Annotated in this window: 19 protein-coding genes; 13 read left to right on the forward strand and 6 right to left on the reverse strand. The window is 65.4% G+C overall.

Translation table 11 applies throughout. From position 1 onward, the window contains the following. Positions 1-117: 117 nt before the first annotated feature. From A37U_RS0140155 to A37U_RS0140165, 3 genes are all read right to left on the reverse strand, one after another. Positions 118-975, reverse strand: a complete 858-nt coding sequence (locus A37U_RS0140155) for a hypothetical protein (RefSeq protein ID WP_157183334.1) — start codon at positions 973-975, stop codon at positions 118-120. Positions 976-1,391: 416 nt separating this feature from the next. Next, complete coding sequence (locus A37U_RS47700) at positions 1,392-3,716, reverse strand: helix-turn-helix domain-containing protein (RefSeq protein WP_083934255.1); 2,325 nt, start codon at positions 3,714-3,716, stop codon at positions 1,392-1,394. Positions 3,717-3,767: 51 nt separating this feature from the next. Continuing rightward, complete coding sequence (locus tag A37U_RS0140165) at positions 3,768-4,610, reverse strand: class I SAM-dependent methyltransferase (protein WP_026198127.1); 843 nt, start codon at positions 4,608-4,610, stop codon at positions 3,768-3,770. A gap of 376 nt (positions 4,611-4,986) precedes the next feature. Here A37U_RS0140165 and A37U_RS47705 point away from each other — a divergent pair, with 376 nt between their 5' ends. The 5 genes from A37U_RS47705 to A37U_RS0140200 all read left to right on the forward strand — a co-directional run bounded on the left by A37U_RS47705 (position 4,987) and on the right by A37U_RS0140200 (position 11,045). After that, positions 4,987-5,538 (forward strand): GGDEF domain-containing protein, encoded by a 552-nt coding sequence (locus tag A37U_RS47705; RefSeq protein ID WP_020502307.1) that lies wholly within the window; start codon positions 4,987-4,989, stop codon positions 5,536-5,538. 414 nt (positions 5,539-5,952) lie between these two features. Continuing rightward, complete coding sequence (locus tag A37U_RS47710; RefSeq protein ID WP_063712907.1) at positions 5,953-7,143, forward strand: MFS transporter; 1,191 nt, start codon at positions 5,953-5,955, stop codon at positions 7,141-7,143. 199 nt (positions 7,144-7,342) lie between these two features. Further along, positions 7,343-8,710 (forward strand): GGDEF domain-containing protein, encoded by a 1,368-nt coding sequence (locus A37U_RS47715; RefSeq protein ID WP_020502309.1) that lies wholly within the window; start codon positions 7,343-7,345, stop codon positions 8,708-8,710. Positions 8,711-9,466: 756 nt separating this feature from the next. After that, positions 9,467-9,817 carry a M48 family metalloprotease gene (locus tag A37U_RS52435; RefSeq protein WP_169527024.1) on the forward strand — a complete coding sequence of 117 codons (351 nt, stop codon included), beginning with the start codon at positions 9,467-9,469 and terminating at the stop codon, positions 9,815-9,817. Then, positions 9,810-11,045 carry a DUF6545 domain-containing protein gene (locus A37U_RS0140200; RefSeq protein ID WP_020502312.1) on the forward strand — a complete coding sequence of 412 codons (1,236 nt, stop codon included), beginning with the start codon at positions 9,810-9,812 and terminating at the stop codon, positions 11,043-11,045. The genes A37U_RS52435 and A37U_RS0140200 overlap by 8 nt, the downstream gene beginning before the upstream one ends. Positions 11,046-11,079: 34 nt before the next feature. On the opposite strand, the gene A37U_RS47720 is transcribed toward A37U_RS0140200, so the two are convergent. From A37U_RS47720 to A37U_RS0140210, 3 genes are all read right to left on the reverse strand, one after another. Then, the gene (locus tag A37U_RS47720) at positions 11,080-11,529 is read right to left on the reverse strand and encodes a TetR-like C-terminal domain-containing protein (RefSeq protein WP_020502313.1); all 450 of its coding nucleotides are present in this window, start codon (positions 11,527-11,529) and stop codon (positions 11,080-11,082) included. An 18-nt stretch (positions 11,530-11,547) separates the two neighbouring features. After that, complete coding sequence (locus A37U_RS50815; protein ID WP_205623127.1) at positions 11,548-11,751, reverse strand: TetR/AcrR family transcriptional regulator; 204 nt, start codon at positions 11,749-11,751, stop codon at positions 11,548-11,550. Between the two features lie 63 nt (positions 11,752-11,814). Further along, the gene (locus A37U_RS0140210) at positions 11,815-12,330 is read right to left on the reverse strand and encodes a hypothetical protein (protein WP_157183336.1); all 516 of its coding nucleotides are present in this window, start codon (positions 12,328-12,330) and stop codon (positions 11,815-11,817) included. An 836-nt stretch (positions 12,331-13,166) separates the two neighbouring features. On the opposite strand from A37U_RS0140210, the gene A37U_RS0140220 reads away from it, so the two are divergent. The 8 genes from A37U_RS0140220 (at position 13,167) to A37U_RS0140255 (ending at position 23,240) form a co-directional block, all read left to right on the forward strand. Beyond that, positions 13,167-13,925 carry a hypothetical protein gene (locus A37U_RS0140220; protein WP_240437825.1) on the forward strand — a complete coding sequence of 253 codons (759 nt, stop codon included), beginning with the start codon at positions 13,167-13,169 and terminating at the stop codon, positions 13,923-13,925. A gap of 359 nt (positions 13,926-14,284) precedes the next feature. After that, a complete protein-coding gene (locus tag A37U_RS54270) occupies positions 14,285-14,632 on the forward strand; it encodes a hypothetical protein (protein ID WP_240437826.1) in 348 nt (115 codons plus the stop codon). 2 nt (positions 14,633-14,634) lie between these two features. Then, positions 14,635-15,459, forward strand: a complete 825-nt coding sequence (locus A37U_RS0140230) for a hypothetical protein (protein WP_020502319.1) — start codon at positions 14,635-14,637, stop codon at positions 15,457-15,459. Between the two features lie 44 nt (positions 15,460-15,503). Beyond that, complete coding sequence (locus A37U_RS0140235) at positions 15,504-16,898, forward strand: hypothetical protein (protein ID WP_157183337.1); 1,395 nt, start codon at positions 15,504-15,506, stop codon at positions 16,896-16,898. Positions 16,899-17,069: 171 nt separating this feature from the next. Further along, positions 17,070-18,566 carry an SCO6880 family protein gene (locus tag A37U_RS0140240; protein WP_020502321.1) on the forward strand — a complete coding sequence of 499 codons (1,497 nt, stop codon included), beginning with the start codon at positions 17,070-17,072 and terminating at the stop codon, positions 18,564-18,566. Positions 18,567-18,808: 242 nt separating this feature from the next. Beyond that, entirely contained in the window at positions 18,809-20,170 is a 1,362-nt protein-coding gene (locus A37U_RS47730) for a P-loop NTPase family protein (RefSeq protein WP_020502322.1), read from the forward strand. Between the two features lie 13 nt (positions 20,171-20,183). Continuing rightward, on the forward strand, positions 20,184-21,278 hold the full coding sequence (locus A37U_RS0140250) for a C40 family peptidase (protein WP_020502323.1): 1,095 nt from the start codon (positions 20,184-20,186) through the stop codon (positions 21,276-21,278). Positions 21,279-21,392: 114 nt separating this feature from the next. Further along, on the forward strand, positions 21,393-23,240 hold the full coding sequence (locus A37U_RS0140255; protein ID WP_020502324.1) for a type IV secretory system conjugative DNA transfer family protein: 1,848 nt from the start codon (positions 21,393-21,395) through the stop codon (positions 23,238-23,240). Positions 23,241-23,323 lie beyond the last annotated feature (83 nt).

Consider the following 23,323-nt stretch of genomic DNA (forward strand, 5'->3'; position numbering starts at 1 on the left):
GCGATGAAGTGCGGTTTCGGCGTTCTGCGCCTTGTCGTTGCCCCAGTGAAATCGTGCAGCCAAGCTATGTTGCTACGGGCGGGGCTCGAGCGTTGGCCGTCGATGTTCCAGGCGCGGTCACGCGACCACCACCCGCTTGGCACTGAGACCGCGGTGTTGCTGATTCCTGACCGTGGATGCAGCGTGGATCAGCGAATTGGGTTCACGAGTCCGTTTTGCCAGTTCGTGGAGTCGCTGAATAAGTAAGGGCGTACGCCCCGATCCCAGGAGCCAGATCAGGTCAGGTCGATAGGCGCATATTCGCTGTGCGTAGATTTCGTCGGTGGTTTGAATGTAGCCGATGGTCCACGCTCCTGGCGATTGGTCGTATCGCATTTCCGCGTTGTCGTCAGTGTCGCGGCGCCAGGAGCGGCCGATGATTTCGGAGTTGACCGTGCCCGCTCCCCAGCTGGATCGGACAGCCCGGCGCGTGTCAGCATCGAGGAAGGCTTCGATACTGCTCCACGTTGCGGTGATCCAGCAAGGGGTTTCGGGTGAGAGCAGCCAACCGCGGCGCGTCTCGGCCAGACGTCCGGTTCGGACTTCCAGGGAAATGATCCAGCGGCGCAGCAACCGGTTCTGAACCCGGGTGTGGTGTAGGCGCTGGGCCGCCGACTGGTGCCGCACCAGCCCCGGGTCTCGCGACTCGGACGGTTCAGCGAGCAAGCCGCGGGAGCGGGGCTTTTTCTCACCGGATCCGGCGAGGCGTGTTTCGGTTTGTTCCCAGGCTTTCGCGGCGTCGGTGAGCTCGAGGCGTTGACACCGCTCGAGCTCGAGAAGGTCGTCGACCGGGTCCAGCGTCAATCCTGCGGGAAAGGACTGCGACAGCTGGCCAGCGATCGCGCGCGGAACACCGTGGATCCGCCGTTCAAGAAACAGCCCCAACCCGGCATCCGTATGAACCCACGTACATGCCGGCTCGTGCGCAAAGGACACAAGACCCTCCCCTGGTCCGACTCGTGACACCCAACCGCCCGAAGGCTGCTACCGGTCTGGCCAGTGAGTACTACTCACCGTCACAGAGCCCGTTCAATGGGATCACTTCTGTTGACCTTTCGAGGATGAACGTAAGGGAAAACAGCCATTTCGTCAACAGTTTTGATCCATATAACTTGTTTAGCCCGGTCGGACTGTTCGACACATAGTCACTTTGCGTGTCCGCGTTGTGGTTTGGGGTCCGGGTAGGCACGCTGAATCCAGGTCAGGCGTCTGCGAGGCGTGAGCCGGATTTCGCTCGCCTTGCCTCGGTGGGGGCTATCAGGACCGTTTGGCAGCTCATGTATGCCCACGCCGAACGAATCGGACCAACCGGTGGACCGTGGAGGCGTGTGCTGCGGGCGGCAGCGTGCTGTTCAGTGCAGTGCTGAGCGCTCCGCTTCCAGTCGGCCTGCGGTGCGGGGATCGGTTGGTGTGAGCATGTCCAGCGCCGTGTCGATGTCGTTGTGTCCGTTGGTGTGCTCGCCGAGTCGGTATCGGATCAAGCCGAGTTCGCCGAGTGCTTCAGCTTGTCCGGGGAAGTCGCCGCATTCCTGGTAGGCGTACAGACTTTGTTCACATATTCGTCGTGCCTGTTCGAGTTCTCCGGCGTGCCGGTATGCCCGTGCCAGTGGAACACCGGTATACCCCCTGCCATGCGGGGTGTCCTCGGTGGCTTGCATGGTGAATGCGCGTTTGCCGTGTTCTAGTGCCAGATCGGTTTTTCCGGCGGCGAGGTAGGCTCGTCCGAGGTGGGCGCGTGCGTAGGTTTCTCCGACATAGCTGGCGTTCTCCACGGCGATGGCTACGCCTTGTTCGCATAGCCGGGCGGCTTCGCTGAACTGGCTTTGTTCGATCTTGATGTTGCCTAAACCCACGTAAGCGAACGCTACGATCCATTGGTTGTCGATGTCCTCGGCGATGGATACGACGCGGGAGTTGAGCTGCCAGGCACGGTCGAGGTTTCCTTGTCTGAGGTAGGCTTCGGCGAGTTCTTCGGCCGCGTGTGCGATGCGGTGTGGTTCTTTGGCGCGTTCGGCGGCGGCCAATGCTAGTTCGAAGCTCTCGATCCAGGTTCGCCATGGTCGGCGATGCAGGAAGTAGTCGAAGCAATCGACGACCATGCGCCAGGACTCGGCGAGCAGGTCGTTGTCTAGGGCGAGTTCTGCGATACCGGGAATGTTGGGCAGTTCGGCTTCGTACCAGCGTGCTGCTTCGTCGAAGGTGGCGAATGTGGGCGGCTGGACTCCCCCGGGTGGTTCGCCGAGCGCGACGTGATGTTCGGTGCGGTTTGGCCAGATCGCCCACGATCCCCTGTTGGTCGCGTGCAGGTACCAGTGCGTCAGGCGGTGGATCGCATCCTCTCGTTCGTGGTCCCACTCCGGATCCGCGCTCGCTTCGTTCGCGTAGTCACGGAGCAGGTCATGCAGGCTGAACCGCTGTTCGGTTATTCGCTGAAGCAGGTGTGCTTGCACGAGCTGTTCCAGCAGATGCGTGGCTTCTCCCAGGGGAACGCCTGCGAGCGCCGCTGCGGCCCCGGCATTGATATGGGGGCCAGGGTGAATGCTCAGCAACCGGAATATCCGGGCTTGTTCGGGCAGTAGCGACTCGTACGACCAGCGGAAGGTGGCGCGGACCCCGATCGCGTCATCGCCTTCGACGCGCAGTTCGAGATGTCCCCGTTCGGCGAGCACGGCAGCGTGTTGGCCGATCGTCAGCGTTTCGTTCGCGGCGACCCGCTCTGCTGCGATGTTCAAAGCGATAGGCAGGCCGCCACAGAGCTCGGTCAGCCGGGTAGCCGCGTCGGGTTCAGCGTCAGCGCGGGAATCGCCGATATAGCTGCGAACCAGGTCCACAGCCTCGGAGCCGTCCATTGGGCCCAGACGGACCGACTTGGCATGTGCCTCGATGACCACACCGGAAAGCCAGTTGCGGGTGCCGATCAGAACCGCAACGTGGGGGACAGCGGGCAGTATCTCCAGTATTTGGCGGGAGTTCCGAACGTTGTCCAGCACGATCAGCACATGGTGCCCGACACGGTGGCGCTTCTCGAGTAATCCGTTGAGCAGGGCCAGTCGTAACTCGTCCGAGCCCGGTACACGATCAGCCTGGACACCGAGCCCACGTACCAGGATTTCCAGAACCGCTCCCTGCCGCAGCGGTGGACGTGGCCCGTATCCGTGCAGATCGGAGTAGAGGACTTCGTCGAAGTCCGCTGCGTGAGTATCGCACCAGGATCGGATTAACGCCGTCTTGCCGACACCTGGCGGTCCACACACGAACACCACTTGGGCATGCCGCTGGTGTCGATCTTTCTCGACGAGCATGAGGTCACTGAGCTCGTCGAGGGCACGGCCACGACCGACAAAAACCAGTGGGGGCGCCGGTACGCCAGCATACGGTTCGGAACGAGCTGCCTGGGCGAGCTCCAGCAGCGCGCCGCCGGTATCCAGTACGCGGTCGAGCTCCCGCGCGTTGTCGGCCGTCGGCAACAGCTTCCCGGCTTCAAGCTTCTGGATGGTGCTGTAATGCACGAGCGCACGACGGGCCAGTTCGCGCAGGCTGAGTCCGCTGTCATTTCGGGCCCAGCGCAGTGCTTGCACGAACCGTTCGGCCGCTGTCGACGGACGCCGCGATGCACCGGGCGAAGCAGAACTTTCCGGTCCGTCCGCCGACGGAACGCCGTGGTTCTCCATCCCCATACGATGAGTGTGCCAGATGGCAACGCGCTGTGGCGCACCGTTGTCGTGTGACTAACCCGTTTTCCGGGCGCGCAAGGCATACAGGGTCGGCACGCGTGGCTGCGCGCCTGTGCCGATGTGCCACCACCCATAGTCTGTTCGGGTCATCGATGGCCAGCGAGGCCATGGCAGAACATCGAGTTCAGCCAGATCATCGAGCACGAGTCCGGCCCCGAGCAAGGCGGTCACTACTTCGCCGACGCCATGGGGCCATTCGTAGTGCACGGTGTCGGCTTCCAGGGCCGGACCATCGGTGTAGGTATGGCTGCTGTCGTGTTCGATCGCGCCGCGGCCCTCCAGGTAGTCCTGCCGGATCGTCAGCCCCATGGGGTCATCCGGGTCGGCGTTTGCACCAAAGGCCGTCAGCAGTGGGTGGAATTCCACGATGTACACGAATCCACCTGGTCGGAGCAGTCCGGTGACAACATCAGCCCACCCGGATAAATCGGGCAAGTAGCACAAAGAGCCCTTGCCCGTGTAGACGATGTCGAAGCGGTCCGCGCCGAGCGCGCCGACAGCGTCGTACACGTCTGCCTTCGCGTACTCGATGTCCAGCCCCGCGGCTCGGGCGGCACCAGCGGCTTGCTCGACCGACCGTGCCGAGATATCCAGCCCGACGACGTGGGCGCCCGCTTGTGCCAAGGCCATCGTCTCGACCCCGAGGTGACACTGCAGATGGGCCACGTCCACACCGTCGAGCCCACCGAGCGCTTCCCATTCGAACGGCGCGATCCAACCCTGGGGATCCCGCGTACCGAGCCCATAGAACTCGCTCTGCACATGGATCGGAGTACGCGCATCCCAATTGCGCTCGTTGAGGGTGATCCGGTGCTGTGTATCCACATCGAAAGTCACCACCTAGACCTACCACACCAGAGCGGGCGCCGGGCAGCGGTCAACGCAGTACGCACACCAGATCGCATCGCGGCCGCCACCAGCAGGTCCCGAACGGATCGGCGGAAAACTCGAGGCCCGACACCAGGTGCGCCCCTCCCTTGGCCGGGTGTTTCACGGTAGAAATCAACACCTACCCACTAGGCACTATACGTTCGGCGTTAGACACTCACGGTATCGCGTGTGGCCACCGATCTACCGGGTGGGCGCCGCGCGTAATACCTGGACAAGCGCATGCGGTGACATGCGGGAGGAGTTCGTTATGGGGCCGGCGCCAGGAGACTGGCCACTGCCATGTCCGCGCTGCGGAGGAGGGGGGCCGTGGTCGCGGGATCACGTGACGGGACTGTGGACTCGACCGGCGTGGGACGCATCCGCGTGGAACGTCCTGGCCGAGGACCCAACCGGGAACCACACACTGCTGCTGCTCGATGTGGATCGCCTCAAGGACGTCAATGATTCCTATGGCCACCAGGCCGGGGATGCGGTGATCAGCGCGGTAGCCGACTCGATTGCCGCGCAGACGAGAGAGCACGATCTGGTCACTCGTTACGGAGCCTTCGCGGGAGACGAGTTTTTGGTGCTACTACCCAATACGGCGATCGACACCGGCGTTCGAACCGGTCAGCGGATCTTGGCGCGGCTGAAAACCCTGACCGTCACAGTGTATACGGTCACCGACGAAATTGTTGAGCTAACCGGAATAAGCGCCACAGCGGGGGTCACCGGCACAGGACCGGCAGACGTATACGACCTGAACTCCCTGATTCGCCGAGCCGATGCGGCTTTGCTGACCGCGAAACGCAACGGTCGAGATCAGCTGGCAGTCCGCCCGGTGATGACACCAAGCGAAGCTGGAGGCGAAGAACTCTATCACCAAAGCAGATGAGAAGCACCAGCACAAATCAGCCGCGCATCAATGATCTGATAATCATTTCCTGATCCAGCCCGCTCGAAGCCGCTCGTTTCACCAGGCGGGCTTCGGTTTCTTCGGTGGCGCACACACCAGCGATCTCCTTACCGCAGATTCATCACCACACGTCACGTTGCCCGCCTGGCGCTGGCGAAGCCACACAACCTGCCAGACGCCATGGAATCGAACCCGATCGAACTCCGGCTTCCGACTTCTTGATGTCATCTGTTTATGGTTGACCTCATTGGTCGTACACGAAATTCTTGCTTTTCTTACACAGGCCGGCGATCGCTGTTCTACAGTATTCCCCATGCGGTTGGTAGGTGGAATTTTTCGGGAGTGAATGTGGCGCGAAGCAGCGGGAGCGCGACCTACAGGACAGTGCTCGCGATGCGGGAGTTTCGGTTGCTGTGGCTGGCCGAGGTCTCGTCGGTGGCTGGTGATCAGCTGGGGCGTATCGCGTTGTCGGTGTTGGTGTTCGCTCGCACGGGCTCGGCGGCGCTGACTGGGCTGACTTATGGATTGACGTTCGTGCCGACGCTACTGGGCAGCATGTTCCTGGCCGGGTTGGCTGATCACTATCGCCGACGCACGGTGATGATCGTCTGCGATGTGATTCGGGCGGTGCTGATCGCTGCGGTGGTGATTCCGGGCCTACCACTGTGGGCGCTGTGCGTGCTGGTCGCCGTTTCCACGACGTGGAATGGCCCGTACAAGGCGGCACAGCAGGCGTTGCTGCCCGAAGTACTCCACGAGCCGCACTACATGCTGGGCATGTCGTTGCGACAGGTGTCAATCCAGATCGCGCAGCTGTCCGGGTTCGCGCTCGGAGGCGCGGTAGTGGCGTTCCTGTCACCGTCGGGCGGACTGCTTGTCGATGCCGCCACCTTTATGGTCTCGGCGATGTTCCTGATCAGGGTGGCGTCGCGACCGGTGCGCCCGCGCGAGGGTGAGCGGTCGCTGAGTCTGCGGGGGCTGTGGCGCGGCGTGCAGGCGATCCCCGTTGATCGGCGCCTGCTGGTGGTCGTGGGAATCGGGGTGTTGAACCTGTTCCACATCGTGCCGGAAGGACTGGCCGCGCCGTATGCCGGACAGTTGAAGCTGCCCGGGTGGTCGGTGGCGTTGATTCTGGCCAGTGCTCCGCTGGGGGCCGCGATCGGGGCAGTGATCTTCGGGCGCCTGATCCCCGCCCGGCTCCAGGCCGGTCTGCTTGGCCCGGTCGCCATCGCCGCCGGTCTGGCCCTGGTGCCCCTGTTCTGGCCGGTAGGACTGGCCGTGTCGCTGGTGTTGTTCGCGGTCAGCGGCGGCCTCTCCGGGATCTACACCATGTATTCAGCGGGCCAGGCCGCCAGTCTGGCATCGGCGCAACAGCGCGCCCGGATCGCCGGGGTGAACACCGCCGTCCTGCATACCGCGAACGGCCTCGGCCCGCTGCTCGGCGGCGTCGTCGCCACCCTGATGGGCCCGGCGTGGGCCATTGCGGGCCTAGGAGGGATCAGCGTCCTGGTCGCGGCGGTGTTCGCCGGTGTGTGGTCCAGCGTCCGCCGCGACGCGCGTGCACCGCTGCCGAGCACGCCATGACCCGGGCACCGGCGAGGGCCAGGCAATCACAAACGTGCTGGCTTCACTGTGTTCAGTGTTCGTTCGACATGCCGACGCCTCCTACTCGAACGAGTGAATCCCCTGTGCATGGTAGCCGAGCAACGCCAGCGACATCATCACTGGTGGTCAAGCCCGCACAGACACCGCCTGATGGCGGTCACGGACGGGGAAGACAGGAATGAACAAGCTGCAACAGAGGTGGCAGTGGGTGTGCGCGTGGCGGCTGTGGCAGCTGCGACCGCTGTTAGTGATCTGGTATCTCCTCGTGCCGATCGCCGCGCTGGTCATCACCGGTGTCACCCTCGCCGGATCGCTCGCCGCTCTGACCAGTCATCAGTTGATACTGGCCGGTGCCCTGCTGGGGCTCGGGGTCGTGCAGGCGGAATCCAGCGGCCACGTGGAACGTGTCCGGCGCAGCGTCAATACGGTTCGCCATGTCAACCTGACCTCGGTATGGAGCTTCGCGGCGACCCTGCTTCTACCGACCGGACTCGCGTGCACGGTCACGCTGCTGCTGTTGACCCACCACGGCGTCCGCAGCTGGACGGGAACCAGGCCCCTGCACCGCCAGGTGTTCAACCCCGCCGCGGTCCTGGTCACGATTCCGCCGGTCCAGGCCCTCTTCTTCGCTCTCGCCCCGTACGGATTCACCAGCGGTGGCGCCCCGTTCCGCGGGCATACCGTGTGGTTGCTCTTGGCTGTCTCTGTGGCAGTGATCGCCTACTGGTTGCTGGACATGGTTCTGATCGCGGTCGCGCTGGCCTTACTCGGTGACCGGGCTAGACTGCGGCAGTTCAGCACCGACATGACCAACAATGCCCTCGACCTGGCCACCAACTGCCTCGGGGCGCTGGTCGCGGCCATACTCGTCGTGGCTCCCTGGCTCGTGCTGCTGTTCTTGATCCCTGTGCTGGTGATGCACCGCAGCGTGCTGGTCAAAGAGCTCGAGGACAAGGCCACCCGGGACCAGAAAACGGGTCTGCTCAATGCGACCGCGTGGCGTCAACAGACCGAGCGCGAACTGGCCCGGGCAGGCCGTACCGGTGACGGGTTAGGCGTCGTCATGGTCGATCTTGATCACTTCAAGAACATCAACGACCGCTACGGTCATCCCGCTGGAGACGACGTACTCGCCGCGGTGGCGGCGATTCTGCGCGACGAGACCCGGCAATACGATTCCGCCGGCCGGTTCGGCGGCGAGGAGTTCGCCCTGCTGCTGCCCGAGAACGCCCTGGGCGAGGTGGGTTCGGTGGCCGAACGGATCCGCGTTCGCATCAGCGAGCTCCTCGTCGACGCCACAACCAGCGATGGCCCCGTGCAATTGGGGAACTTGACCGCGAGCCTGGGTGTCGCGCGCTATCCGAACGACGGCACCAAGCTCATCGACTTGATCGCCGCTGCCGATGACGCCCTCTATGCGGCCAAGAACAACGGCCGTAACCGCGTCGTCCACACCGATGCAGACGCACACCGCGGATACCCGGTATCCGGTTTGAACGGAGACAACGCTCGCTCGCGCGTCGATCAACGACGAGTCGGGCACTGAAGCCGAAGCCGCCACCTGAGACCGCCCGCATCTGGTGAGCGCGAGGGAACACTGCCCCATGACCGCGATGCGCCTACTCAGGCCGCGAACCGAAGCACCCGCTTTCACCCATATGGACGTATCGGCCGAATTCGAGCAGAAGGAACACCATGATGCAGTGCCGCAACGAAACTCGAGGACCGGGAGCCTCAATGATACGCCCAGCAACCAAAACAGACACTCGACAGCAAACACGGAACGTGACCTTTTACTGTGGAGGCCCGGTTGACGTAGCGCCCACAGTCCCTGTCACGCAACGATCGAACTGTTGATCACAAAACGTCAACAGCTACCGCTCAGTAGCAGAGAACTCCCACCATTCCGGGCATTGATACTCCGTTTGGGTGTACTTTGCGTAGTGATCTGCCGATAACCTTTGGTTCCGTGGTTCCATTTTTTGAAGCGGTCGCCATATCGATGCGATCTCAATAACGAAGCCGGATTACATCTATCTGCTACTTAGTGTGATCGAATGTTGCAAGATGCACTCGGTTGCAACAGGGGGCAGGTAAGCGGGACGGGAGTCTCCGTCGGAGTGCTCGCGGCGGTGTCTTCTACCGTGAGGGGAGGTTGTTGACTCGGATGAGTAGTGCGCGACAACGGCGATTCACTCGTCAGTGTGAACGGTTGATTGACCGGTTACCTTTGCCGGATCCGTTCGAAATGAGCGAATTCTTGTCGCTTCTAGGGCATCGATATCGACGTCAGGTAACGCTGATGCGCATGAGCCAGGCAAACGCGCTGGCTCCCGGGATGCTGGTCAGGACGGTAGATGAGGATTTCCTCGTGCTCGCCGACGAGGTCAGCCCAAGCCACGGTCAACACATCCTCTGTCACGAGATCGGTCATGTCGTTCTTGACCACCCAGTCCGGCGTTCCTGCGGGATGTCGGGCGACGCGCTCGCAGAGCCTTTCGATGCGGACACCGAAGTCGAAGCCGAGCGGTTCGCGTACTTGCTCGGATGGCGTTTACGGCGCCAGCTGCGGCGGCCGCCGTTAACCAGCTCGCAGCTGCAGCTGCGGTCGGTCTTCGGGGCACGGCGTCACCTGCGCGGTTGCAATGCCTGACTGGGACAGCGTGCTGTGGTATGTCGCCGCAGCCGGGGCACTGATCGAAGCGGTCCGCAAAGTGGTCGTCAACCGCGGAGTTGACCACCTGATCAGCCGTGACTACACGGCTGTCGCGTTGATGCTGATCGGCGTGTCGATGGCCGCGGGAGCCAAGACCACCCAAGCCTGGAGTGACCGAATTCTGGGGGTAGACAACGTCAGCTTCGTGGTGCATTGCCTGGCCGCGGTCGGGGCCACGGTGTGCGGCGCTGGCCTTCTGCGTGCGCTGGGGCGCCTGCCTGTCCGCGTTCGCACCGTGGGTGTGGCAGCACTGCTGTGCGCGGTCGCGTTGCTCGTCCTGTATTTCTGCGGTGGCCTCTGGGATCCGGCGTTCGGAGCGAGCCTGGCTACCGCGCCGACCTCGCGGGCCTACACGTTGATCTATCTGGCCTACATGTTGGTGTGCCTGTCGTTCGTGATCCTCGGACTATGGATTCCGGCCGGTCCGGGCGAAAACGGTCGCCGCGAGTACGCACTGCAGATCGGAATCCTGCTGACACTGGGCGGTGCGCTGTTGGTCTGGGTGGTTCTCGCCTGGACCACGGTGTTTTCCGTCGAAGCCCTGTTCACGCCGGTACCGAGCCTTCCCGGGCTTCACACCAGGGAACTCGTCCAAGCAGTGGGTGTGGTGTTGCTGGTCGCGGGGTTCGCGATCGCGTCGGCGACACGGGGACTGCAACGGTGGTCAGCACGCAAACGCGGCACGACCGCGCGTGAATCCATCCACGAACTGTGGCGATTTCTTCACCGCGTGCCGGTCAAGCACCGAACACGCGAGCGAGGCCGACGAGTGGGGATCGCCGAGCAGTTGATGGAGATTCGGGACGCGCAACTGGTGTTGCGCCTCCATGTGCCGACCACCATGACTACGGCGCTGACCGCGGTCGCCCACAACGAGGAGTCCCAACCGGATCGAGCAGCGTTGCTGGCGGAAGCGATAGTGCTGCGGTGTGGCCTGCAGGCGATGACCCAGGGGCTTGCGGTCCAGTGGTCTGCATCCGACGACATCGCCATCGCTCCGCAGGACGCTGAGTTCCCGGCTTCGGATCTCTCCGCTGAATTCACCTGGCTCGCGGAGTTGTCCACGACGGTCTTTCAACCGCGAACGGTCACCCTCGCCCGCGATGCCTACCACCAATGGGCCAGCAGCAGTTCACCACGGCCGGAGTCCGAGCAATCCGCCTAGCACTGCGCACCTGGATCTCCCGGGTTGAGAGTGCCTACTCGGCGGGGCGCGTGGGATCGAGAAGGGCGGGGTCGAGGTGGCGCAGACCGGCCGCGGCGAACCCTGCCGCGAGGACGCCGGCTTGTTGGATGTCGTCAGGATGAGTTGAAAGCGCATCGCGGGCTCCGTGCACGCCGATGCCCACCAGGAACGCCGCCAGGGTTCCGGCAGTGGCGGAGATGATTGGACGGTCGCGTGCCGTCGTGACCGCGAGGACGCAGTCCGCGACGCGGTCGGTGATCTGTTGCAGGAGCTGCCCGCGGATCGGATGAAGACTCTCGTCAGCGCGTTCATCGAACAGCAACCGGAATCCGGCTGGGTGCGCGGCCGCGAAGTCGTAGAAGGCGACCATATCGGCGTGAACCTGCTCGTCCTGCGGCAGGTTCGCCACATTGTCGTAAGTAGTGAACAGGATGTCTGCCAGCTGCTGTGCTTGGAATTTCACGCAGGCTTCGTAGAGCTGCTATTTGTCGCCGAAGTGGGCGTAGAGCGTGGGTTTGGTACTCCCGGCCCGACTGGCGAGCTCGTCGACTGAAGCGCCGCGGTAGCCGCGTTCGGCGAAAACCTCGCAGGCCGCGTCGAGCAATCGTTCGTGCACCGGACGGGCCGGGCCGCCCTGGGATTCCGGGGAACCGGAACGTCGAGCACCACCTACGGGTAGTGGCACTTGATGACCGCCGAGCACCATACCGACGAGACCGTCTCCCGTGGCCTCGGACCAGAACGGCTGTCAGGTCAAATCCGGCCGCTGCTGTCGCTGATGTTCCCGCAACCCTTCAAGGACGGCGAGGAACTGGTACTTCCCGGCTTCGGTACTGCCATCCAGGGAAGCTTTGACCTCCCGTGGTTTGACCCCTTGGAACCCGACTTCGGTCATCAGCTCGTAGAGCCGGTGTTCGAGCGGGTCGAGCTCGTCGACGCCGGCGTTCGGGTCTTCGACCGGGCTGTTGAGGTCGAGCAGGCGGGAGTCGATGCGCCAGAAATCGGCGAGGCCGTTCGCGATCACCGTGCGCGGCTGGAGCCGTTCTCCATGGAGGAACTGGTAGAGCGCGCTCTTGGTGAAGCTCGTCCCGGTGCGTTCTCGAACCCACTGCGCGATGGCGGGGACCTTGAATTGAGTGGGATATAGCTTGGGCCGCTGTTCGGCGAGCAATGTCGGGTCGGTGACGTACTCCGAATCCTTCTTCTTGCTGGTCCTGTATGTCCACGACTCGGTCTTGACAAGGTGGTCGAGCCGCTCGGCCAAGGTGTCGTACTGCCGGAGCTTTGCGGTCAGCGCGTCGTCCTCCATCGGAGAACGACGCGGGACCGGCGAGTCGGTATCCGCCACGGTTGCCACCCCCTTCTGTAGTGCACGTCCGCGGGACGGCGCCTTCTGGCGTCGGCATCCCGCAGCCAGGATAGATCATGTTTGTTGACACTATCGCAGGTTCACCTATCATAGACCTCAAAATAGTCAACATTTCTGATCTACCTGGTGGTACGAAGAGGACTTTACCGCGCGCCAGGCCGCAAGGGAACACCCCCTGTGGCGGCGTGATCAGCTCCGGTGATCAGACCGACCAACCGCTCGGGGAGGGAGGTGAGGTGATGCGGCAGCAACCCGGCCACGCGACCGTGGCGGGGGCCGTGCCTAGCGGCGAGTTCGCGCGTGGTGCGCAACGACTCCCCGCCGAAGCGATCAACCAATTGCGTAGTCAGCCTGGAGCGCGGATTCCCGCAGGTCCGGTCGACGCGGCCGGGTTGCTCCAGCACGCGGCTAGCCTCGCAGGTCACGTTCGGTCGGCTGCGCCTCAGGTCAGCGGTGTTGACTTCGAGGCTGCGGTCGAGGCTGGTATGTGGGCCGACGCTGCCGGTTCAGTCTCCCCTCCTGCTGAGGACCAGCACACCGCGCGAGAGTCGGTTCCCGGCGGCTTCGAGCCAGGTGACCAGCTTCATCGGATCACCGGCGAGATCGGTGATCGACCCGGTCCACAAGCTGCGACCGCGACCGCGCGGGCGGTCGCGGCGATCAGCGAACACCACGGGGGATCGAATCCGGGACCACCGGTGGATTGGAATCGATTCGGTGTAGTGGTGCCGGTGCTGGGGGCGTCCCCTGCCGCGGGCGCGACGGTGGTTTCCACCGTGCTCGCCGATGCGGTGCAGCACGTCGGGCGCAAGGTCATGCTGGTAGACACCGCGGACAGCACTCGGTCAGGACTGGCCAGGGCGGCACGCGCGGACGGTCCGTGGATCCCTGGTCCGGTTCCCGAAGTCGGGATCCGGTTTTCCTGGCGCGCCCAGGCTCTTCTTGCGCGGATCGAGACCCGGCTGCCGGTCACTGCGCCGGGGATGCTGCCGTCCCCGCGTCGGTGGGCGCCGGGCAACCTGCCGGTGGAGGTCACGGTCGTCGACATCGGTCAGGACCCGTGGCGGCTAGCGGCGCATCCGCTCGGCGGGGCCGGTGCCTGGCTGCGTGCGGGCACCCCGGCCCCGCGGCCGGTCCTGGTGGTAAGGGCCACGGTGCCCTCGTTGACACATCTTGAGCAGACGCTGGCTCGGTTGGAGCCATGGATCAGGCTCGGGGCCATCGCGGCACCGGCCCAGCTGGTCGTGGTCGGGGCGCGTAAATGGCCGCCGGTGGTGCGCGCCTCGGCGGGTCGCCGTGCCCTGTCGCTGATCCCGAACGCGCTTTTTCTGCCCTGGGACACCGGCATCGCCATTCAGGGCATCACCAGCACAACCACCCCACCCCATTGCCAGTCCGCGTTGACCTCACTACTGCGCGATTTCGGTATCACCTCAGATTTGTCGCCCTCCCCTTTCCGTCGATCTCGCCGCCTGGCGCGGCCACAGTGAAGGGGACCCCATGAGAAACCACCGCCGAACAGCGGCACCACGACCTGAACCGGTAGCCTCGACACATCTCGGTGGCACATCGGAGAAAGCAGGAACCCACGGCCGAGTGCGGTCCTCAACGTTAGGTCCTTCCGGTGCATGGCCGCCGATCTTCCCGTGTTCGCGACCGCGGCCCTATGCACCTCGCCGACACGGGCGCGCGTCCGTGCACGATCGCCGGGTGCTCACAAGTTCTACCTGAAGCCAGAAACCTTTCGTAGCGCCACGTCCACGATCTCGGGCGTAGCCGCACTGTGAATTGCCCTCCCCCATGAATCAGCCAGCGCTTGATGCGCGGCATGAGCACGGGGAGCAGGGGCATGATCACGCACCTTCTTGTCGAGTCGATTCCACTGTGGACAGCGCACCGCGTTCACGGACCGGGCTTGCCTGTGGCACTGCAGGACTTGGGGTTTCCGCCACCCAAACCTGAACCACCGCCGGGCGGGCAACGAATTCTGGGTGTGGTCAACAACTTCATGTGGGGAGCCGGTGTGGCGCTTCTTATCGGGTTGTTCAGTGGGTTGATCGTCTGGGTCGGCGGGCGCTGGGTCGATCATCACCGGGCCGGCAAGATCGGTGTGGTCATGATGCTCACCGCCGTGGGCGGAGCCATCGTTTGGGGTATCGCCTGGACTTTGATCAATGGTTTCGCGGGCACGAAATGAGCATGGACCCGCGTTCGATACGCCAGACCCGCCGGAGCGCGACGCGCCGTGTGCTCGTGTTCCTCGGTATCCCGGTGCTGCTGATCATCGTGGTTGTGGCCAGCGTTATCGCCCACTATGCCACCACGAACCGGGGTCCCGTGTCTTCGAACCCGCCCAGCCATGCGCGCGGCGAACACCGGCCCGCTCCGGGCACTGACCCCGCGGCAAGCGAGGTGGCGACCAGACCGATGCCGGAGCTGCCAGCCACAGCCGCCCAACCGCACGAGCTCGCGCCACGACCAGCGGGCACCCCGATTTCGCTTCCATCTCCCGACGAAGCACGGCGAACCTGGATTCCCGCCGGTTTCCCGGCAACCAGCGCGGGGGCGTTGGCGAAGCTGAAGGCGCTCGACGAGCACGGTGTCTCCGGAGGTGAACCGCGGACCTACGCCCGTGCCTACACGGCCAGCGCCGCCGCTGGGGCGCCGGATTCGCGGGGCAGCGCGCTGTGGATGCTGCTCACCCAGTTCCGGGAGAGCGCGGACCTGCCAGAACGCGAGCCCGCCCCGGGGTTGGAGGTTCGCTTTCAGATCACGCACGGGTTGATCAAGGGCACGGCGGATCACGGGCGGTTCGTCGTGGTGTGCGTGTTGGGGCAGATCAACGTGACCAACCAGGGGCAGAACGCGAGTTCCGGGGTTGGTGACTGCCAAGCGTTGCGGTTCAGCGCCGGTCAGTGGCGTATCAGTGCGGGCCCGCGTGCGGCATACGCACCCTCAGCCTGGCCTGGTAGTCAGGAATCGGTCGACGCCGGTTATCGCGCGCTAACGGGAGCAGGAACATGATGTCGACCATTGCTGCCTCGGTCCTTCCCGTGCTGCCACGGGATGTGCCGAAGATCCCCAAGATTCCCCAGGTTCCTGAGCCGATCCAAGCAATCGGACGGGGCTTGGCGAAGGTGTCCGACCCGATCACATCCATCTTCGACTCGATCATGACGAAGATCTGGGAAGGGTCTCTGTTTATTTTGCGGGCGGCGTTCAAGATCGCCGACTCGTTCTCGGTGTTCACGGTCTCCACCACGGACGGGCCCGTGTCGATTCTGTGGCCGATGGTGTTGTGGATCAGTAGTGTTCTGGCGCTGGGGTTGTTGTTCTGGCAGATCATCCACACTGCCACGCATGGCGGGCGCGGGTTCGTGCGTCTGGTGACCGGGGCGGCTCAGTACGGGATCGCGTTGGCGGTCACCACGGGAATGGTGGGGGCATTCCTGGCCGCGGCGGACGGGTTGACCGATGGGATCCTCGACTATTCGCTGCACGCGAAGAATTTTCAGGACGCCCTGCACGTCACGGGCTTCGGCGACGCGATCTCCGATGGGATCAAGGCAATTGTACTCGGGATCGCCGCGGTCGTCGGGGTGTTACCGGCCGCGATCGGCTACGTGCTGGAGATGATCTTTCGCGAAGCGGCGATCCTGGTGCTGGTCGCCACCGTGCCGCTGACCGCGGCCGGCCTGTTGGCCAATGTGTCGGCTAGCTGGTTTTGGCGCACCGTGCGATGGCTGCTCGCGGGGATCGCGATGAAACCCGCGCTGGCGCTGACACTGGCACTCGGGATCGCCATGACCGGCGGCGCACAAGGCGTATCCGGTCTGCTCGCCGGGATTGGAGTGTTGCTGATCTCTCTGGTCGTGCCGCTGGTTCTGTTCAAGTTGTTCGCGTTCGTGGACCCGAATACCCCGGCCGGGGCCGCGTTCCGGGATGCCGCTGCGGCTGCGGGGCTTTCTTCCTATGGTTCGGATAGCCCGGCCGGACAGATGGCCAGTTCGGTGTGGGACAAGATCACCGGTGGTTCCGGCGAGAGCGACGATTCCGATGAGCAGGAACAGGCCAACACCGATCGTTTCGATCAAGCCGACCAGGACGACCAAACCGGCGGCACAGACCTGTCCGGGGACACCGACGCCGGGACTGATGGTGGCACCGGGGGCGGTCAGGAATCGCCGTCGGAACAGGACAGAGATGGTGGCGACGAACCGCAGTCTGGGCCCGAGGAAGCGGCGGGAGGCGAAGCTGACGCGACGGTTCCTCCCGCGGTGGTCGATGGCGGTCCGACGTCGGAGTCCGGTGATGGAGACGATGGGGACGGGGGTGGGCCTCCGCCCCCAGATGATTCTCCCGATGGCGGCGGGCCACCACCTCCCTCCGGTGGTCCGGATTCCGGTCCCGGTGGTGGGGCTGGGGCGGGCGCCGGGGCCGAGGACGCGGCGGTGGTCCTGTGATCCCGGTGCACAGCCACCCGGGCGCGAAGTGGTCCCCGGAATCGGTTTCTGCGGCAGCTGCCATTGGCGATCCGGGCGATGCCGGTGTGCCGGTCGCCTTGTCCTCCCCCACATGGCACGACCGCGTACGCGCGGGGGAAACCCTTTGAGGACAACGATCGGGTGGCTGGGATGCGTATCTATCAAGGCTTGGCACGACGTGAGCACACCGGGTGGCTGGTGGGCCTGACACCGCTCCAGGCCAGTAGCTGTGTGGTGCTGGGCGCCCCGGTGGTGCTGGAACTGGCCGCCGGGCGGATCACGACAGCCCTGCTCCTGCTGGCCGCCGCGCTACCGGTCGGCGCGCTGGTGATCCTGCCGGTGCGGGGACGATCGGGGATTCGCTGGTTGCGGGATCTTGTGTGGTTTCAGGTCGGGATGGCGCTGGGATGGTCGCGGTGGCAATCACGCATTGCCGCCGGTGAACAGACCGACCCCGCGACACCCGATCTGCCTGGGGTGCTGGCCCGGTTGCGGTTTCCCGATGGCCCTCCCCTGCGGGACATGGGACGCGTGTGTCTCATCCACGACACCGCCGAGGCCCGCTGGGGTGCGACCGCGCGCCTGACCCACGGTGGAGTTGGGATGCTCTCGGACGCGCAATGCGAACGCCTGGCCAATCGCCTGGGGAATCTGTTGCTGGCGATCGGGCGGCACAAGGTCATCGACCGCATGACCTTGATGGTGCGCACCGTTCCCGACGACGGCGCGGAATACGACGCCTGGCGTGCCCGCCACGAGATCCGCGATGCTCCCCAGCTCGCGCGCCAGGCATCCCGCGAACTCGACCGCACGGTGGGAGCGGTGTCGGTACGCCACGAAGTGTTCGTCACCCTCTCCGGCCGCGAAGAGGATCTGCGCAAGCCCGCGGCCGCCGCCGGGGGCGGGGTGACCGGCCGGGCGGTGGTGCTCTACCGCGTCCTGGATGGCCTCGAGGACAAGCTGCGTTCCCTCGGCGCCCAGCGCGTGAAATGGCTGGGCGGGGACGAGCTGGCGACCGCGATCCGGACCGGCTTCAACCCGGCCACAGCGAAAACCCTCGCCACACGCCAACAACACCACCAGCGAGGCCGATCGGTGCCCTGGGCGACCGCGGGCCCCGCGCACGCACCGTCCCCGAGCGCGCGCACCTACCATCACGACGGGTTCGCCTCGGTGTCCTGGGCCGTGCTGATGCCCGAAGCGGGCACGTTTTTCGGATCCCTGGGCGGGTTGCTGGCGGTCAAGACCGCCGGGGAACGGCGCAGCCTCGCGGTGCACTACGAAGTGCTCTCCCAACGACGCGCACGCAAAGCGGTGCGGAGCAACCGGTTTCGCGCCGGGGTGATGCGGGACTGGCGTTCCACCCGCGGCTTCAACACCTCGGCCGCGGATCGCCGCGAAGCCGGTGGAGCGCAAGCCCAGGAACAGGCCGTCGCCGCGGGACATGGCATCGTCCGCTACGCGGTCGCGACCGCGATCACCGTCCCCGAGGACTGGCCGGTCGAAGACCACGCCGCCCGGGTCGAGAACGACATCGCCGGGCGCTACGACCTTCTTCGCATGGAACTGGCCCAGGACTCGGGTTTCGTCGCCGCCACCCTTCCCGTGGGTGTCGGGCTTCCCCGGCTGCGCGGAGTCGAACTATGAAGCCCCACCGCCGGAAACCCCGCCAGGGTGGTGAACGAGACGCCACCGAACTCCTGACCACCTTCACCACGCCCCGGGACGCTCGAGGCCACGGGACCGGTGGACAGAACGCGACACCCGAAGACCCCGAATCACCAAGCAGAGCGAGCCCTGGTCGGCAGGTTCGTAATGACGGTGGTCGGGTCAATCGCGCGGTCGCCGGTCGCCACGGGCCCGCGCGTGCTGGTCGCGGCTGGGCACCGGTGCTGGCGCCGCTTCCGGTGTATCAGGCCAGTACCCACGAGATCGGGGGCGTGTTTCCGCTGCTGGCCTCGAGTCCATTGCCGGCGGTGGGCGCGCGGATCGGGTATGACGCGATCTCCGGAGGTGCCTACTACTGCCACCCGGTGGAGCACGTGTTGCGCAAGGTGTGCACCAACCCGAACCTCGCGATTTTCGGGGAACCCGGCACCGGAAAGTCATCGACGGTCGTCGCGTTCCTGCTGCGGATGATGCCCTTCGGGGTGCGCACCCTGATCTCCGGTGACGTGAAAGGGGAATACACCCCGCTACTCAAAGCGCTCGGGATCACCCCGATCATGCTCGGCGGCGGCAGTCAAGCCCGCCTCAACGCCCTGGACCTCGGGCCCCTAGCCAGTCGATGGGAATCGTGGACGCCGAGCCGGCAACGCGAAGAACTCGACGGGCTGTTGGGACGGTGGGTGCGGTTGCTGACCGCGCTCGCCGCGGCACAGGGCTACCACCCCAGCGTCTCGGACGAGGCGGTGTTGTCGGCGGCGCTGCGCCACGTGGTGGGCGTTTCGCACGGGTACAGCAGCCTCACCCCGATCACGATCCCCGACGTGCACCGCGAACTCGCCGACCCACGACCCGAACTGTGGCAAGGGATGCGGTATGCCAGCCGTCAGCAGTTCCTCGACCACCTACGTGGCATGACCGACGCGCTCGGCAACCTCATCAACGGGCCCCTTTCGGGCCTGTTCGACGCGCCGACGAACTTCCGCCTCGATTGGAACGCCCCCGCCCAGAGCATGGATCTGTCCCGGCTGCGCTCGCGCGGGGATCAAGCCATCGCGGTCGGGTTGACCTGCCTGGGCTCCTGGTCGGCTCTGGTCACCGACCTCCAAGAAGACGGCGACCTGCGGATCGTGCTGCGCGACGAAGTGTGGCGCCAACTCGGCCTCGGTTTGCGCGCGGTCCAGGCCGTCGACTCCGAGCTGCGCCTGTCCCGAGCCGAACGGAAAATCCAGGTCCTCGTCGCGCACAAGCCCAGCGACTTCCTCTCCGTCGGCGCCAGCGGATCAAAAGAAGTCGCCATCGCCAAAGACCTGCTGGCGCTGTGTTCCACCCGGGTGCTGTTCGCTCAAACCACGCGGGTCGCCGATCAACTCGCCGAAGAACTCGCACTCTCCGACAAGGAACAGGAAGTCACCACCGGCTGGTGCGATGAGCGTCCCGGGCGGGCGCTGTGGAAGATCGAAAACCGCACCGGAACCAAAGTCCAAACGGTGCTCTCCCGCACCGAACGCCGCCTGTTCGACACCAACGCCCAGCTGAAATCCCGCACGACACAACCCACCGGTTCCGGTCGGGGCGCGTCATGAAATGGGGGCGGTGATGGAATCTGGCCGAATCCTGGCAGGGGCCTGTATCGCTGCGTGCGTCACGGTGCTGGCACCGGCGGGTTTTCTCGGGATCGCTGCCACCGCGGTGTTCTCCACCGATCTCGAGCTCACCAGTTGCTCCCAGGACGGGTCGTCCGGCGGTGGCAGTGTGCTCATCGATCAGCAACCCGTGGGCGCGGATTCGATGCTGATCGCCCGCACGATCGTCACCGTCGTGATGCAACGCCACCTGCCGCGGCGCGCGGCGGTGATCGCGATCGCCACGGGGCTGGTCGAATCGAACCTGCGCAACCTGGATCACGGGGACCGGGACTCGCTTGGGGTGTTTCAGCAACGGCCCTCGCAAGGGTGGGGCAGCCGCACCGAGATCCTGAACCCCGTCCATGCCACCAACACCTTCCTCGATCACCTGGTCGCGGTACCCGGCTGGGAGCACCTACTGCCCGGGCAGGCTGAGCAAACCGTGCAGCGCTCCGGGTTTCCCGGGCGCTACGGGCCACGCGAACCCCAAGCCGCCGGGATCGTGGCGAAGTTCTGGCAGGGCCCCGACAACCCACCACCCCAACCGAACCCCGGTCAGCAGGTGGAGGCGAAAACGGCCTGCCCGGATCAGGACGGTGGGAATCTCCCGCCACCGGGCGGCTTCGATCCCCGCAAACTACCGCCCGGATATCGGCTTCCCACCGAACCCCACCAAGCCCGGGCAGTCTCGTACGCGCTGGCCCAGCTGGGCAAGGCGTATCGGTGGGGCGCCAAGGGCCCCGAGGCGTTCGACTGCTCGGGGCTCATGCTCGCCGCCTGGGCCGCTGCCGGGGTCGGGGTCCCCGCGGGCACCACCAGTCAGGTCCATGCCGGACGCCCGGTCGCCGGGGTCGCGCAGCTCGAGCCCGGCGATCTGGTGTTCATCCCCGGATCGCTGGGAAGCCCGGCCAATCCCCGCCATGTCGGCATGTTCGCGGGTTCCGGGCTGATCGTGAACGCCTACGACGAGACGAAGGGAGTGATCCTGGAACCGCTCACCGCGTGGCAGACCAAGGTGTCCGCGATCCGCCGCGTCGCGCCACCCAGGTCTGGCCCGGGCGGCTAACCCCGCCTGTTCGCAAGTTCTGCCCTCCCCGCCACCGGCAGGCCGCTATCCGCCGCACACCCCTATCGGGCTTTCTGCGGCGTGCGACCTGCCCTGACAGGGAGGAGCACCCTGATGCCCACCAAACGCAACGACGCCCTGCCCCTTGACCGCGACGTCGCCCTCATGGCACTCCTGGTCACCGTCCTGGTCGCGGTCGCCGCGGTGGGGGCGGCGCTGGTGAACGCGGCCGCGCTCACCACCGGACTGGTCACCGGCACCTGGGCGTGGCCACCAGCCATGAACTGGCCCCAGACAGCTATGTATCTCCTGTTCACCGCCGGCTCAGCCAACCAACATGTCCCGCAGCCCTGGGGTGGCGCGGTAACCGGATATCTGCCGGTGTTCTGGGGCGTGTTCGCCGGTCACCTCGCCGTCCTCACGACCATCGGGCTCGGCGGTGGCCTGCGAGGCTGGCATCGCCTCGCACCGACCGATCCCGGGCACGCGACCCGCACCGAAATCCGGCGCAACCTCTCGGAGAAAGCCGCGCGCCGCAGCGCCGAATGGACCCGCGGGGACCTCACCCCACAGCAGCGCCGGCACGCCGCCCCCAGCGAGGTGGGCGTGCCGATCCACCGGGGCCCGCACCGGCAACCCTTGTACACCTCGCTGGAAACTCCCTCCGGGGAGGTCGCGCCCACCCGCTCCGGGAAGACTCGCACCGATCTGGTCCACAAAGCCCTCGCCGCGCCCGGCGCGTTGATCGCCTCCACCACCAAGGACGACCTCGCCGAATGGTGCCTCCTCGCGTGCACCCGGCGCCCCGGCGCGGGTCCGGTGTGGTTGATCGACGCGACCGGCACCCTGGACTGGCCCGCCAAACCCGGTTGGTCCCCGATCACCGGATGCGCCGATCCCGCCGTAGCGCTGCGCCGGGCCACCACCTTGATCAGTGCGTCCTCGCTCGGGCTCGACGACATCGGCGGCAACGACAAAGTCTTCCGCGGACGCGCCACCATCGTGCTGCAGGCCTACCTACTCGCCGCGGCCCTGGACCACCGCGGCGTGGACGACCTGGTCGGCTGGGCCATCACCAAACCACTCGACCAGGAACCCGCCGATCTCCTCCGGACCCGGCACCCGCAACTCGCGCACAACCTGCGCTCGGAAATCCAAATGGTCGCTGAAACATCCGATGCGGTGTGGATGAGCGTGCGCCGCGCCCTCGAACCGTTCATGAACCCCGACGTCCGCGCCTTCGCCACCCCCTCTCCGGGCAACGAGCTCGACATCGACGACCTGCTCACCCAGCGCGGAAGCCTGTTCATCATCGCCGGTCAACACCAGGCACCCCAAGCCCAACCAGTCCTGACCGCGCTGGTCGAGCAGATCCTCACCACCGCCCAAGACCGGGCCCTACAGCAGCAACGGCGCCGCCTCGAACCACCCGTGACCGCGATCCTCGACGAGCTCTACGAAGGCACCCCCATTCCCCGCCTGCCCGGGCTGATCGCCGATTCCGCCGGCCGCGGTGTCCTCATCCACTGGTCGGCCCAATCCCGTGCGCAACTCGACGAGGCCTACGGCGAACACGGGCGCAAACAACTCATCGACAACACCCTCACCCTGTCGATATTTCCCGGCCTCAAGGACGATCAAACCCTCGACTGGCTCTCCACCCTCGCCGGGCAGCACCGACGCCGCACCTACCAGCACTACAGCGACGGCATGCTCACCCCCGGACGCGGCAGTACCGGCATCGAAACCGTCCCCACCTACCGCGCCGGTGACATCCGCACCCTCGAACGCGGCCGCGTGCTCATCCTGCACGCCAACCTGCGCCCCATCCTCGCCCACGCCCGCGACATCACCACCCGCGGCGACTGGGCCCAACTCGACGCCGACACCCGAACCCTGCGCAACGGGCCAATCCGCGTCGACCACCGCGGCTACCGCGTCATCGACGCCACATACCCCTAACCCGACCGATTTTCGTTCAACGCGCCCGGAGCCAACCGATGCCAGAACACGACGACATCCCCAGCCCTACCGAATCCGGCGAC

Source organism: Sciscionella marina DSM 45152 (genome assembly GCF_000379465.1).
Lineage (GTDB): Bacteria > Actinomycetota > Actinomycetes > Mycobacteriales > Pseudonocardiaceae > Sciscionella > Sciscionella marina.